Here is a 14425-nt window from a genome sequence, read left to right as displayed (position 1 = left end):
TGTTTGTAAGGGAATGGTCGCTTCAGGCAAAGGCGTAGTTGGTACCGTGGAACTCGATGCGGGCCGCGCTGAGCCCCGAGAGGTCCAGGCCCGGGTTCAGGGCGGGGTCGATTTTGAACTGCCACTGGGTAAAGGGGCCAAGGGCAGCGTATTCGTTCGTTGCCTGGTCTGCACTTTGCTCCACGCCGAAGTTGGCGTCTTCAAAGATCTGTTTTGTTTTGAGGTTGTAGATGAACAGCTTGGTGACGGGTTCGTGGGTGAAGGTGAATCGGTTGTCGGCCTGGTCGTAGATCTCTTCCCCACCGGTGTGTGTGATGTGGATGCTCAAGGTGTCCTGATCTGTCTTGACGCCGTCGAGCCAGAGCCGCACCCGGGAGATGCGGACATCGCACATGCCCGCAAAGACGCTTTCGGCCTTGCCCGTGGTGAGGCTGGGGGCGGAAAGGGAGACCGTCATGAGGTTCAGGTATTGCAGCACCGAGCGTTCCCCCTGGCCCACCGTAACCATCAGCCCTTCCTGGCCGGGTTTGTCCGGGAAGTGCTGGGCGTTGGAGCCGAAATGCTCCAGGGCCTTGTCGGTTTTGGTCAGCAGGTCGCTTTTGGCTGCCAGCAGGGCGGAGGCGTCCAGGGAGGGCAGGTTGCCGGAAAAGGTGCTGCTGATGATCTGGGCGTCGGAGAGGGACCAGAACCTGTAGGCTTGCTGCGTCAGGTCCATGAACTCCATGATCTGCTGGCGGGCCGTGTAATAGGTCCGGGACATGAAGCTGACCATGTCGGGCAGGGCAGGGTCCATGGTGGAGAGGATCTTGTCGGTGTAGGTGGCGTCTTCGGCGGTGAGGCTGTCGATGAGCTGGTGGTTTTTCAGGGCCACGATGACCTGGGCGTTGTACTGGAGGATGTGGTTGTTTCTCTCCTGGACTTTTTGCACATAGGCGTCAAAGGCTTTTTTCAGCTCTTTGAGGTCATCGGGGAACTGGTCCTTGAAGTCGTTGAAAAATGTCTGGAACTGCTGCTCTTCGGCCATGAGCTTGGCCCCGCCCGGGTCGTCGGGTTGCAGGGTGCCGTCGTCCAGGGCGTCGTAGCCCTCCTGCAACCCCGCGACGCTGGAGGTTACCGTCTGGATTTCGTCCACCAGGTAGGCCTTGTTCACCGCAATGCCCCGGCTGTCCGTGACCTTGGACAGGGAGTTGTGCAGGAATTCGGCGCCCTGGGTCAGGGCCATGAACTTGGACTCCGGGGCAAAGGCCACCATGCTCAGGTTCTGGAGGAAGCTGTCGAAGTTGAAGTCAAAGTGGTCCTTGACCTTGGTTTCAAAAGCTTTCAGCAGGTCCGTTACCTTCTTTTTAAGCGTCGGCAGGATGCTCTGGTAGCTGTCGATGACCTCCGCCTGCTTGATAAGAAGGACTTTCAGCATCTGGATCTGGCTTTTGGCGTTGCTGACAAGGGCCTCGTTTTTCTGCCGGGTGGCAACCACGGATGAGATTTCCGCCTTTTTCTCTTTGAGCTTGGCAAAGTAGCCGTCGTAGGCGGTCTGGATGTGGCCGAAGTTGTCCATGAGCCCGTCCAGGGTCTGGAAGAGGCTGTCAAAGGAGACCAGGGGCACGTGGTCCGCGGCAAACCCGAAGAGGTCCTGGCCCTGCTTGATCTGCAACAGGGCGTTCACCGCCTGGGCATGGAGGCTCTGGAGCTGCTGCACTGACCCCAGGGCCCCGTATTCGGCCTCATGGGCCGTGTAATAGGCAACAAGGGCTTTGTTTTCCGGGCTGGTGTCGGCAAAGGGGGCGGTCTTTTCCTCAATCTGCTGAAAGAAAGTGTGCATGGTGTCGGTGACCCATAGAGGCGGGCCGCCGGGTCCATGGTCCAGTAGGTGAGCCTGGCCTTGTCCATGAGGCGGCTTACCTGGCTGGGGTGGACGAAGAATCCCGGAGCGGTGTGCCCCTTTTCCCGGTGATTGGGAAGCTGGGAGAGCTGACCGAAGGTGAAGAGGCTTTTATTGCCCGGTTTGCCTGACGTGCCGTTGGACCCCGGGGTTTTGCCCTGCCCGTAGGTGCCGTAGGCCCCCCCGTTGACCAGAAGGCTGCCGTGCAGGGCGTTGTCGAACTGGGCGTCCATGGCGGCCAGCTGCTGGCCCACGGCTTCAAGGGCCTGGGTGGAGTCGTCCAGGGTCTTGGCCCGGGCCGCCTTTGCGAGCAGGGGAATCAGGGCAGCCCACTGGGAGTCGGTTTTGTAGGCACCGATGATGGGGGTCAGGGCCACATGGCGCTCGGTGAGGCTGGTCAATGAGGCGACGGTTCGGAGCCGGTCCAGCAGGTCGCAGCAGCTCAGCCCCACAAGGACCTCAGCGGTACCGCCGTTGCCGCCATTGCCCCCGTCTCCCCCGTCGGTGTTGATCTTTCCCTGCTGGCCGTCGCCTCCGGCCCCACCCGCAACAGACACCTTGAAGTTCAACCGGTTGTCGGCCACGCTCTGGAGATAGAGGCGAAAGGTGCCTCCCGGTTCCCCCGGTCCTCCGGGTTGTCCTTTTTCATTGGGGTTCTGGTTCGGGGTGTCCGGGCTGGTACCGGACTTGCCGGAGAGGTCGAAGAGCCCCTGGCCGGTGGTGGTGAGGCTCTGAACGGAGACGAGGCTGTTTTTCAGCTTGACGGACTGGCTCAGGAGGCACCCCTGTCCGTAGAGATAGACATGGTCGTAGGCGGTGAGGTCGTCTCCGATGTCCGTGTCCTTGCCCAGGGTCACCTCGTCCAGCACGCTGATGATAAAGAGGTTGCCCCCCGACGCCAGGGTCTGGAAAGCCTCCTGGGGATTGGAGAGCAGGGTGGTGTCGGTTGTGGGATTGGTCATGTCATTTCCCCTCGAATACGTGGTCTTTAAGGGCCGCCTGACGCTCCGCCGCCTCCTTGCTTTTCTCCTCGGCCTCTTTCTGGGCGGCCTCGTTGGCTTTCTGCGCCTCTTCGGCCTTGGTGTATTTATCGTCTTCGGCCTTGAGCTTGTCCGTCAGGTCAGCCAGCTCCTGGGTCAGCTCCTCTTGGGTCTTTTTCAGGTCCGGGTCGTCGGGTTTGGACTTGAGCTTTTCCTCCACCTCTTTGAGCTGCTGGTTTTTGGTCTCCATGGAGGCGCTCGTCTCCTGCCGGGCCGTGCCCGCTTCGGCGATGGTGGCCTGGATGGTTCCCGCCTCCTGGGAAAGAAGGTGCTGCTTTTTCTCCAGAAGCACCTGGTCGGTGACCGTCTGAAGGTAGCCCGGGCCGCCTGAGACCTCTTCGGTCAATTTTGTCAGGCGCTCCTTGACCATCTGGGACTGGAAGAGGGTGGCCACGCCCGAGACCTGAATCCTGGTGACCAGGTCCGTAAAGCCCGGTTCCGGGGCGATGAGGCTTACGCCGGTCTTGGTAAGGGCCGAGGCCACCGAGTCCATGACGCCGTCCTGCATGGTTTTGTTCAGGTCGGCAACCGAGGTGTCAAAGGGCGTGTCCATGGCCGACAACTGGCGGTTCACCGAGTCGGCAACGGCCTTGTCCACGGTGGTGGGCTCAAAGGACCAGTCCACTTTCGCGGACATGTCCCGAACCGTTTTTTCCAGGGGAGAGAGGACCTCCAGCTGTTCGGGCAGGGGCACGAGTTTTTTGCTCTCGGGCTGGTCGAACTGTGCGTTGTAGGTGAGGTCGTCCATGGTGTAGGCCTGGCGGACTACGGGGCTGCCGCCTTCCAGGATCTGGTAGCCCGAGGCCCGGCCCTGGGGCTCCACGTCCAGTACCATCTGGCCCTGGTCGCAGCGGAAAATCGTGTTGAACCCGCCGATCTCCCGTGCTGAGGAAACCTGGATGCACGGCAGGTCAAAGGTTTCGAAGGCGGCGTTGCCCACGGCCCGGGTAAAGCTGTAGTCTTCGCCCAGATAGAGGTCTTCCAGGCTGCGCCCCTTGACGATGTCCGCCCCTTCCTTGAGCATGTTTTTGTAGTAGGGCTGGAGATGCATGGATCTGGTGAACCGGAGGTTCAGCCCGTCCTGGGGCTGGTTGAAGGTGTAGAGGAAGACGCTGCGGAGGTTGCCTGCTGTTTCCATCTTGGCTTCCGGGGCCTTACCCGCCTCGTAATGCATGTACTCCACCGGGGTCTGGGGATCCAGGGGCGTATCCGTGAGGGCCTGGGTCATGTAGTGCTTCATCTCGGCAAAGGTAAAGTCCTTGTCGAACAGGAACTCGTTGGAGGTATACAGGCCCTGGCTGCCGCCCCCTTTGCCGTCGGTACCGGTCCAGCGGTTGTTGTCTTTGCTTAAGGGCTGCCAGACCTTGAGCACCTCGTTCCACAACTGGGGCCGGTCTGCGATGTAGCTGCCGTAGCGATAGACAGCATCGCCTTTGGTAAACGAGACCGTGCGACTCGTGAGCGGGGTTTGCTTGAAGACGGTTTTGGCCATGTTGAACGCCAGATCATACAGCAACACTTCAATGGGTTTGGGCATGGGAATTCTCCTTAGCCCGGACATTGCATGAGAAAACAGCTGTCTCAAAAGGAAATCATATGATTTTAAGGCCTACAGCAAAAATGTTAACTATGCCACGTGCAACATGTAAATCAGCGCTTGCTGTTTGATTTTCTCATCCTTCGGGCGAGCCGGGTGCACTCATCTGCTGCGTTATCAGAGTCTTGAGGTAAAAAACCACATCTACAGCTCTGATGCCTTGCACATGAGCGAACCCGACTCGTGAAATATCCGGGCAGTGTTGGCGGCCCGGCCATGTGCCGGGCCCGTTGGGTTGAAGCCGCGTCCCGCCTCTGTTGATCTGCGGGGATGAGCAGGGCTATTTTGCGTTGACCTGTCCCACAAGCAGAAAGTCCTTGGGGGTTTTGACACCGGCCGAGGCATCAAAGTTGATCATTGTCTCGCCGGGGGCCAGCAGGTTTGTCTCCATGAGAAAGTTCAATCCCTTGAGGTCCAGGGAGAGGCTTTTGGGCATCTCAAGGTGGTCGTCCAGGTTGTCGTAGAACGATGGGTGGGACTCCATGCAGCCCACCAGGCGTTCCCAGAAGCTGCAGCTGTCGTTGCTCAGCCCGACGTGGATGTCTTTGGGTGTGATGGAGATGGAGGCGATGCTGATTTCGTCGGTGGTGGTGTCCAGGCTGATGGAGCCTCCATTCTGTTCATAGGAGAGGGTTACGTCCACCCCGCCCCAGTGGTTGGAGGAGGATTGGCCGAAGGAAGAGTTTTCGGACCAGGAGGTGTCGGCCGAGGCCTGCCAGTTCAGGGAGACGCTGCCGTCTGCGATCTGCATGCGAATGGGGTGGTCCTTGAAGTTGATGTCAAACCCTTTGTAGTAGTGGCTGCCGAAGAACCAGTGGCCCGAGTCGTTCTTGGCAAGGATCTCCAGGTCCTTGCTGACACTGCAGGCAATGCCCTTGGGCACCGATTCGTAGGCCACCGTAAAGCCCTCGTCCTGGAGCTGCTTGGTGATGTAGCTGGTGGTGAGGAGCTGGTAGCCCAGGATGAGGCTGGCGGTGAAGTTTTCCGGGATGGGGAGCATCTCTTTGGTGCCCGGTTGAAAGGAGGGGTTGCGGTTGCCCGGGGGGTTGCCGCTCTCCTTCACCTGGATGTAAAGGCTCAGAATGCCGGTTTCCCCGTCTCCTTCCGAGGCAAAGACAAAGGCTTTGGGCGTGAGCAGCACGCTGCCCTGGGAGGCTTTGTCGTTGTTTACCTGGGCCAGGGCGTAGTCGATCTCCGTGACATGGTAGGTAAAGTAGCTCTCCACGGCGTCGACGAACTGCGGGTTGATGATGGCCTTCAGGGATGGATCGGGCTCGGGCATGATCTTGAACTGGGTGCCCTTTTCATTGGCAAAGTGGAGGATTACGTGGCTCTGGCTGGTTTTGTCGTCGTCGAAGGTGACGATGTCTCCCTTGGATGAGACCTTTCCGGTATCCCCCGTGACCGCAGCCAGGGGGACATAGGCGTCCACGCTGTAGGTATTTTTGGGGAAATCGGCTGTCCTGAAAGGTTTCTCCTGGCCCTTCAGGTAGATGCTGTACGTTCCGCCGGTGATGAGCATGGTGAGGTTGGCCTGGTCTGAGCGGCCGGCGATGAATTTCAGGGTGGGTTTGCCGAGAAAGAGGTCGTATTTCACCGTAAAGGGCTCCCCTGTCAGGGGATCGTCCTCCTGGACATCGAAGTGCATCTCCGTGACGAGTTTCTTTTTTGCGTAGGCTGTGGCGAGAAAGTCGTTGAGCTGTTTCGTGGTGTAGGAACAGACCATGTCCCAGTTGTTGGTTGAGGAGCTGCCGTTCATGGCGTTGACCAGGTTATCCATTGTCGGGTAGGTACTCATGGAGCCTCCTGAGGATTGTGAGTTGGTGTTACGTAATGAACGTTTTATGACGACGATATGATGTTGATGAACTGTGCGATGTGGGTGTGTCTTGAATGGTAACTGTTTGTGACAGTATTTAATTTGGGCTTTTTAGAGCTGGGTATCTGCATCTGTACGACGTGGTGTCGCGATTTTTATAACATGACTGAGATGTAGGGCAGGGCGCCCATGCATCAAGTCCGAAGGATGAGAAAATCGATCAGAAATCGGAGGATTACATTTTGCATTTTAGAAATGTATACACTCTTCGCAGTAACCATACGTAATGACATCTAAAATTAGTTTTGGCATGGTCGCTTATTCATGAAATATCCGAGTAAGGCGTGTTGCTATTGGATAACAGAGGGCTGAGGTGTCCGTGGGATGAGGACAGTACGGTGAGCGTCTCAGCATTTTAATGCTTTGAACTATAGGGATTGTTTTGCTTTTTGCCAAGGGAAAAAAGTATCCTTGTCTTTCAGGCGACAAACGCTCCCGTTACCTTTCTTACCGTGTTTTTCCGATCCCACCGATTCGGCCTTGGAAGGCTCTGGCTTTAAGGGCCGTCTCCCACAGTGGTAAGCCCGGTTTTTTTGTTGAAACATGGCTGTGAATATCGTAATTTTATTCTCATATTTAAATACGTAGAATCAGTCTGTTGAGGTAGCCTGTCAGGCCCCACAGGCTTGTCAGCTGGGGCGAAGTCCCCTTTTTTGATTTGGTGTGTTGTTTTTTTAGTAAGGAGACGGTTGTTGTCGCAAAAATTGAACAAAGATGGCGTAAAGTATCTGTTGGCACCCGTTCGATGGAACATTCTCATGGGTGTTGTTTTTTTTCTTGTGGCCGGGCGATGGGATATTGCCAGGGCCTGGCTGGCCTTCGGCATTCATATTGTCGGAGCCGTTTTCGGGGGGTATTTGATGTTGCGGTTCGCACCGGAGCTGGCCAACCAGAGGGCGGAAGCCAGGGAAGGGACCAAGGGCTGGGACAAACTGATCCTCCTTTCCTACTTCCTGCTGTTGATCGTCTGTAGCCCCGTGGTGGCGGGGCTGGAGATCGGACGGTTCGGAGGCGTCCAGATGGAAGGGCTCAGTTGCGTTGCCGGGATCGCATTGTACCTTGGCTTTTTTCTGCTGTTTTACTGGGCCATGCTGGTCAATAAACACTTTGAAGGAACGGTCCGTATCCAGACGGATCGGGATCATAAAGTGGTTACGCGAGGCCCCTATGGCGTTGTCCGGCATCCCGGGTATGTGGCCATGGTGCTGGTTTGTCTGGCCGACCCCTTTATTATCGGTTCGAAGCTGGCGCTGATCCCCGGTGTCGTTGCCATTGCGGTAACGGTGCTCCGCACCTTCCTGGAGGACAGGATGCTTCAGGAAGAACTGGATGGGTATGCCGAGTACGCAACCAGGGTGAGGTACCGGCTGATTCCCGGGGCCTGGTAAGTCACTTTCGCGTGGCGAACCCGGGCTTTTATATCACTTTTCGTTTTTCGGAACCCTGGGGCGCACCGGGTGCAGTCCCAGGCCGTTATCATCTTCCATAGGTTCGCTTCGGGGGCAAAGGAGGCCATGTGAGATCCCTTGACGAGATGTCGACGAAGGATACGGTGGAGCTGCTCAACAAGTGCTGGATGACCCACGACGGCATGTGGTTTTTTCATTGCCTCAACACATTTGGGATTGAGGCAACAAACAAGCTTAACAAAGAGGCGATCAGGTCCCTTTCATCTGTTGAAATTAACCGGCTCAAACAGGTCCTGGGCATCAATGGACCGCTGGATCGCTGCGATGACTTTTTAACGTTTTTTAAGCATCCTCATATGGTACGATCCCTGACTTTATGCAGGTCCGTTTTGGTTACCCCGGTGAAAACACCCTCACATGGGCGTTTCCTCAAGGGGAGTGCTTTGCCTATAAGGGCGTAAAACGGCTGGGCGCCATCGACCGGTATGAATGCGGGGTGCTTTACAGAATCAAGTGCTGGCTTGACGAACTCGGCATTGCTACCGTCGTCGGCATCTGGAGCGCGGGTCGTCGACGCATCATCACGGATCATGCGCAGGGGAGATCCGGTTGTTTGTCTGAAGCGCTTGCAAGGTCTCCGACTGCAACTTCATTCCCCGACTTACGTCTGGCTTTTTTGTGCCACGATGCGGATCTCGAAGCTGATGGGATCGAAGACGAGGTGCATGCCCAGGTGCTCGAAAAATCGTGAAGAGCCGTAAAGAACATGCCACCGGGTTCTGTCCAGGTCGAAATGGGCCTCGGCAGCCAGGCGCCCCCCTTCCTCCGGAGTGACGGTGGCCGTAAAGGAGAGGGGGGCCGTGATTCCTTTCAGCTCGAGTTTTCCCTGGATGTCGCAGTTTGGGACGCTCAAGTACGGATCCGGCACAGGGGTCGTCTTTTCAATGGTAAACCGGGCCGAGGGAAAGCGGCTCGTGAAGAAGAAGTCATCGGACTTGAGGTGGGCCTCGAGGACCTCCTGCAGTTCGTCCCCTTCCAGATTGGTGTTGGCGATGGAGGCCATGTCGATCTCAAAGCTTCCTGTGACGGTCCCGCCTTCGGCCTTCAAAGTGCCCGAAGAAAGCCTCACCTCCCCGTGATGACGGTTTGACGGGTTCCTGCCGACCCACCGGATCGTGCTTTCGTCCGTGTCCACACCATAGGTCCCGTCGGCAATGAAAAGACGCGACGGCGGAGCATCTGCCATCTCCGGCGCCTCCCCCTCCAAAGGAAATCCTGCGGCGTTCCACGCCTCGATACCCCCGGACAGGACATGAAGGTTTCTGTACCCTTCGCTGTGAAGTTTTCGGGCGGCTGTGTCCGCGTCCAAGGAGCGGTGGCTGGAGCCGTAAAGGACGATAACGGCATCCGGGTCTTCGGTAACGGCGCGAACCTGCTCCAGGAAATTCACCTCAAACACCGATGCCCGGGCAGCCCGGGGAAGGCGGACCTTTGCAAAGTGGTCTTCGGTGAGGGTGTGAAGCAGGCAAAACAGCTTCTCGCCATCCATCCAGCGGGAGAGCGTTTCCGGTGACAAAACCTCGTAAGGGCGGGTGTCGGTCATGACGTCTCCTTGTCTCTGTTTCGTTTGTTACGATTCAGGTCGCCTTCTGTCGGTCGAAGCAGGGGGCAACGAGGGGCTGAACCGTTACGTATGGTGTTTTACGGCAAGGCGGTGTTGTACCTGGGATGGGGGTGTAATTGCCTTGAAATACCTTAAATGTTTGTAACTGAGACACGTTGTTGATATATTCATCGCATGATCTCATGATTGGGTCATCAATCTCTACCAACCATGGCGCCCCATGACGTTCGTCGCAATTCGGGGAGGGGTGTCGGGCCCGCGAATCGGGCTGCGGGGATAATCAGAGCGCGTTTCGTGGCTTGCCGATTCGCGCAGGTACTGATCGTCACCGACTCCTAAACGGCCCGCGATAACCTGCACGTCGACTTCAGGAACTGTTTGAAATCCCATATGTATTTTATATATCACACCCCCGGGGTCCCTGCACTCCGAAAAGGGTCTCTGCGGGTGGCGTGGTGCAGGTGCAGAGGGCCTGTTTCCGGGGCGTTTGCTAAACGATGATCTTTACACCCCATCGTTTACCTGTAGCGGATCCATCGTTTCGTTTTGAATAGCCGTTCGTAACTGATCAACATTAAAACGGGGACAATATGGAATCAAAAAAAAGAGACAGGGGCCTGGTATCTGGCCTGGCTCGGAGGGTGCCCCTGGGCACGGGGCTCATGGTTCTGGCGGCCGTTTTGTTGCTGTCCTGCGGCAGGAGGGGCGAGGAAGAGCCCGAGCCGGAGGTGGTGCGCCCGGCAAAACTCTTTCGCGTCTCGTCAGCTGTTGAGGAGAACCTCCGGGAGCTTCCGGGGAGGGTCAGGGCGAGCAGGCGGGCTGACCTTGCGTTTCAGGTGTCCGGTCCGTTGACCGCTTTTCCCGTTGAAGAAGGTGACCCCGTGAAAAGAGGTGCGGTGGTGGCGCGGATCCTTCCCAGGGATTTTAAGACAGCCCTTGCCACGGCCAAGGCCAACGAGCTGGAGGCCATGCATCAGTATAACCGTTACAAGGACCTCTACATCAAAAAGCAGGTCTCCAAGGCCGATTTTGACAGGGCCAAGCGGGAGTACGACGTGGCCAAGTCCGATGTGACCAACGCAGAGAACGCATTGAAGGATACCTATTTAAGGGCCCCCTTTACAGGGGTCATTGCCCGGCGGTACGTGGAGAATTTTCAGGAGGTTCGCGCCAAGGACCCCATTGTCAGCCTTCAGGACGTTTCGGAATTGGAGATAGTGGTGGATGTGCCCGAAACCCTCATGGCCAGGGTGCGGAACAAGTCCAAGGGGGCCGTTGTTGCCGAAGTGGAGTTTTCCGCCATGGCCGGTGTCAAGCATGACGTCACCCTCAAGGAATTTTCCACCGAAGCGGATGACCAGACCCAGACCTACCGTGTTGTCCTTGCCTTGCCGGCACCCAAGGGAGCCAACATTCTTCCCGGAATGACGGCCAAAGTGGTCGGAAAGAGTCAGTCCGCAGAAGAGGAAACTGAGGACAACGGCAGCGAGGAGGCGGTGGAAGGCCTGAAGGGCATAAAGGTGAAACAAGGCTTTCTCGTACCTGTCAATTCCGTCTTCGCAGATGAAGCCGGTCGCGAATTCGTTTGGGTTGTCGCTTCGGGCAACATGACTGTGGAGATGCGTGAAGTGAAGGTCGGCAGCGTGTCGGGGAGCAGCATTATTGTCCTTGAAGGGCTTGAAGCCGGTGAAACGATTGTCTCCGCCGGTGTCAATTACCTTCAGCCCGGAATGAAAGTCAGGGAAATGAAGGCCAACTAACCCGGCTCGCCCGGAGGGTGAGAAAATCGAGTCGAGAACTGAGGGTTACATTCTGAATTTCTTGAATAACGGGGCTTTTCATACTGACGCGCCAATCACAGCCTGATTGCTTTGATGTGATCGTTTTCTCATGAAATATCCGCTCATGAAATATCCGGGACAGGAGGCTGGTATTTATGAACATCGCAGAACTCTCCATCGAAAAAAAGACCGTCACACTGGTGATTTGTTTTTGTATTGTTGTGGGAGGTATCCTTGCCTATTCCGGGTTGGGGCGCCTGGAAGATCCAGAGTTTACAGTGAAAAATGCCGTTGTCCTCACCCCGTATCCCGGGGCCACCCCCATGGAGGTAGCCGACGAGGTCACGGATCGTATTGAGACGGCCATCCAGCAGATGCCCCAGCTTGATTATGTGGAGTCCACCTCCCGGGCCGGAGGGTCCATCGTGACGGTGACCATCAAGGATCAGTACGACAAACATACCCTTCCCCAGGTCTGGGACGAGCTGCGGCGCAAGGTGGGGGATATTCAGTCCCAGTTGCCTCCGGGGACCCATCCCTCCATTGTTAACGACAGCTTTGGCGACGTCTATGGTGTTCTCCTTGCTGTTACCGGAGAGGGATACTCCTACGAGGAGCTCAAGGAGTACATGAAGTTTCTGAGAAAAGAGCTCCTGCTGGTGCCGGGTGTGGCCAAGATTACCCTCTGGGGGCTACAAGACGAGGCGGTCTTTGTGGAGATTTCCCGCGCGCGCATCGCCCGCCTTGGCATCGGGCTGGACAGCATCTATTCCGCCTTGAAGGATCAGAACCTTGTGGTGGAGTCGGGTTCGGTGAAGGTGGGGCCCGAGTATATCCGGATCAACCCCACGGGCAGCTTTGACTCGGTTGAGGATATCGCCAACCTCCAGGTGAGGGATCCCGAATCGGATCGGGTCATTTATCTCAAGGATGTTGCCGACGTGAAGCGAGGGTACGTCACGCCCCCGTCCAGGGTACTCCATTTCAACGGAGCCCCGGCCATCTCCATCGGTATTTCCGTGGTACCGGGGGGCAACGTGGTCAACATGGGAGAGGCGGTTAAGGCACGACTTGCGGAGCTTGAAGACCAGAGGCCGGTGGGCATGGAGATGGGTGTCGTCAACTTCCAGTCCGATGATGTCTCCAAGGCGGTGAACGGGTTTGTGAGCAACTTTATCCAGGCTGTCCTTATTGTGGTGGTGGTGCTTCTGCTCTTTATGGGGCTTCGGAGCGGTCTTCTCATCGGTGTGGTCCTGGCCCTGACGGTTCTTGCTACCCTGGTGATCATGAAAGTACTGGCCATCAATCTGGAGAGGATCTCCCTGGGGGCCCTTGTCATCGCCCTGGGCATGCTGGTGGACAACGCCATTGTCATCACCGAGGGGATGCTTATACGCATTGAGTCGGGTATGAATCGCATCAAAGCGGCAAAGGAGGTGGTGGACCAGAACCTCTGGCCCCTGTTCGGTGCCACGGTCATTGCGGTGCTGGCCTTTGCGGCCATCGGTGTCTCCCAGGACTCCACCGGGGAGTACTGTCGCTCCCTGTTTCAGGTGATGCTCATCTCCCTCATGAGCAGCTGGGTCATCGGCATCACCATTACCCCGCTTTTCTGTACCATGTTTCTCAAGAGCAAGGTCAAGGACGGGGAAGAAAATACGGGAAAGGAACCGTATCAGGGCATAATTTTTGTGGGTTACAAAGCCTTTCTCACGTTATGCATCAGATGGCGATGGGTCACCGTGGTGGTCATGACCGGTTTGCTGTTTCTGGCCATCACCGGGTTCGGCATGCTGAAGAACAGCTTTTTCCCGGAATCCACGCGGCCGCAGTTCATGATCAACTACTGGCTCCCGGCAGGGACCGATATTCGCCAGACCACGGAAGACATCGCCAAGATTGAAAAGCGTCTTCTGGAGGACGAGCGGGTGGTCTCCACGGCGTCGTACATCGGCGAGGGTGCGCCCCGGTTCATGCTCACCTTTAACCCGGAGACCTCAAGGGACAAAGGCTTTGGCCTGATTCTCGTCTCCGTTAATGATTACAGGGTGATCGGGGACATTATTGAAGAGTACCTGGCCTATTTGAGCGATGAGTTTCCCGAGGCCCAGCCCATATTGGAGAAGTTCAAGCTCGGTCCGTCAAGCGGTGCCGTGGAGGTGCGGTTCAGCGGTCCGGACCCCGTTATCTTGAGGCAGCTCTCAAACCAGGCCAAGGAGATCCTGCTGGCCCACCCCAACACCTATGCGGTGAGGGACGACTGGCGGCAGCGGGTGAAGACCATCCGGCCCCAGTTCGACGATACCCGGGCCCGGCTGGCGGGCATTTCGCGATCCGATCTGGCCCGGGCCCTGGAGATGAACGTCATCGGGACCACCATGGGCATTTACCGGGAGGGTGATGAGCTGATCTCCATCATCGCGCGGCAGCCCGAAGAGGAGCGCCTGGACGTGGAAAATATCCGGAGCCTTCAGGTGTGGAGCCCGGCCACGCGGAAAACCGTTCCCGTGTATCAGGTGGTGTCCGATTTTACGACGGACTGGGAAGACTCCATGATCTATCGTCGGGACCGGAAGATGACCATCACCACCAAATGCGAGAACAAGCCCGGGATCCTGGCAAGCTCCATCTTAGGGGACGTCAAGACCAAGATCGAGGCCATTGAGATCCCTCCGGGGTTCTCCATGGAGTGGGGCGGTGAATTCGAAGACTCTGCCAAGGCAAGGGAGAAACTGGCCGGTTCCATGCCCGTCACCTTCATGCTGATGGTGCTCATCGTGATTATGCTTTTCAACTGCCTGAGACAGCCCCTGATCATCTGGCTCACCGTACCCCTTGCCATTATCGGGGTCTCCATGGGGCTCCTTATATTTGACCTGCCCTTTGATTTTATGGCCCTGCTGGGATTTTTGAGCCTTACGGGCATGATGATCAAGAGTGCCATTGTTCTCATTGATCAGATCAACATCGAGCTGGGCGGGGGCAAGGCCCCTTACATGGCGGTGGTGGATTCAGCGGTAAGCAGGATGAGGCCGGTGTGCATGGCTGCCATTACCACTGTTTTAGGCATGATTCCGCTGTTGCCGGATGTCTTCTTCAGGGCCATGGCCGTGACCATCATGGCCGGCCTCAGTTTTGCCACGCTTCTGACCCTCATCGTCGTTCCGGTTCTTTATGTCATCTTCTACAAGATCCCTTCCCAGGGATGAACCCTAT

The 14425-nt window shown here is 56.9% G+C and carries 8 protein-coding genes; 4 read left to right on the top strand and 4 right to left on the bottom strand.

Going from position 1 to position 14425, the window contains the following annotated elements:
- Nucleotides 1–22: 22 nt before the first annotated feature.
- The 3 genes from ACOYW1_RS14720 to ACOYW1_RS14710 all read right to left on the bottom strand — a co-directional run bounded on the left by ACOYW1_RS14720 (nt 23) and on the right by ACOYW1_RS14710 (nt 6314).
- Nucleotides 23–1819 (bottom strand): hypothetical protein, encoded by a 1797-nt coding sequence (locus ACOYW1_RS14720; RefSeq protein ID WP_482423381.1) that lies wholly within the window; start codon nt 1817–1819, stop codon nt 23–25.
- A gap of 1023 nt (nt 1820–2842) precedes the next feature.
- Complete coding sequence (locus tag ACOYW1_RS14715) at nt 2843–4456, bottom strand: hypothetical protein (RefSeq protein WP_482423380.1); 1614 nt, start codon at nt 4454–4456, stop codon at nt 2843–2845.
- 340 nt (nt 4457–4796) lie between these two features.
- Nucleotides 4797–6314 (bottom strand): hypothetical protein, encoded by a 1518-nt coding sequence (locus ACOYW1_RS14710; protein ID WP_482423379.1) that lies wholly within the window; start codon nt 6312–6314, stop codon nt 4797–4799.
- An 839-nt stretch (nt 6315–7153) separates the two neighbouring features.
- Between ACOYW1_RS14710 and ACOYW1_RS14705 the strand changes: the two genes are divergently transcribed.
- Nucleotides 7154–7783: a methyltransferase family protein gene (locus ACOYW1_RS14705; protein ID WP_482423378.1), complete on the top strand. Its 630-nt coding sequence runs from the start codon at nt 7154–7156 to the stop codon at nt 7781–7783.
- 128 nt (nt 7784–7911) lie between these two features.
- A complete protein-coding gene (locus tag ACOYW1_RS14700; protein ID WP_482423377.1) occupies nt 7912–8265 on the top strand; it encodes a DUF6125 family protein in 354 nt (117 codons plus the stop codon).
- 200 nt (nt 8266–8465) lie between these two features.
- Here the strand turns inward: ACOYW1_RS14700 and ACOYW1_RS14695 are convergent, their stop codons facing one another.
- Nucleotides 8466–9407, bottom strand: a complete 942-nt coding sequence (locus ACOYW1_RS14695; protein WP_482423376.1) for a YceI family protein — start codon at nt 9405–9407, stop codon at nt 8466–8468.
- A gap of 611 nt (nt 9408–10018) precedes the next feature.
- Here ACOYW1_RS14695 and ACOYW1_RS14690 point away from each other — a divergent pair.
- Nucleotides 10019–11188 (top strand): efflux RND transporter periplasmic adaptor subunit, encoded by a 1170-nt coding sequence (locus tag ACOYW1_RS14690; protein ID WP_482423375.1) that lies wholly within the window; start codon nt 10019–10021, stop codon nt 11186–11188.
- A gap of 176 nt (nt 11189–11364) precedes the next feature.
- Entirely contained in the window at nt 11365–14418 is a 3054-nt protein-coding gene (locus ACOYW1_RS14685) for an efflux RND transporter permease subunit (protein WP_482423374.1), read from the top strand.
- Nucleotides 14419–14425 lie beyond the last annotated feature (7 nt).

This window comes from Desulfoluna sp. CYM3A (assembly GCF_056829965.1).
Note: the sequence above shows the minus strand (reverse complement) of the source record. Positions and strands in the feature narration are given on the sequence as shown.

Coding starts and splice junctions, on each gene's coding strand:
- ACOYW1_RS14720 (WP_482423381.1), bottom strand. CDS start 1,819: ATGCACACTTTCTTTCAGCAGATTGAGGAAAAGACCGCCCCCTTTGCC.
- ACOYW1_RS14715 (WP_482423380.1), bottom strand. CDS start 4,456: ATGCCCAAACCCATTGAAGTGTTGCTGTATGATCTGGCGTTCAACATG.
- ACOYW1_RS14710 (WP_482423379.1), bottom strand. CDS start 6,314: ATGAGTACCTACCCGACAATGGATAACCTGGTCAACGCCATGAACGGC.
- ACOYW1_RS14705 (WP_482423378.1), top strand. CDS start 7,154: ATGGGTGTTGTTTTTTTTCTTGTGGCCGGGCGATGGGATATTGCCAGG.
- ACOYW1_RS14695 (WP_482423376.1), bottom strand. CDS start 9,407: ATGACCGACACCCGCCCTTACGAGGTTTTGTCACCGGAAACGCTCTCC.
- ACOYW1_RS14690 (WP_482423375.1), top strand. CDS start 10,019: ATGGAATCAAAAAAAAGAGACAGGGGCCTGGTATCTGGCCTGGCTCGG.
- ACOYW1_RS14685 (WP_482423374.1), top strand. CDS start 11,365: ATGAACATCGCAGAACTCTCCATCGAAAAAAAGACCGTCACACTGGTG.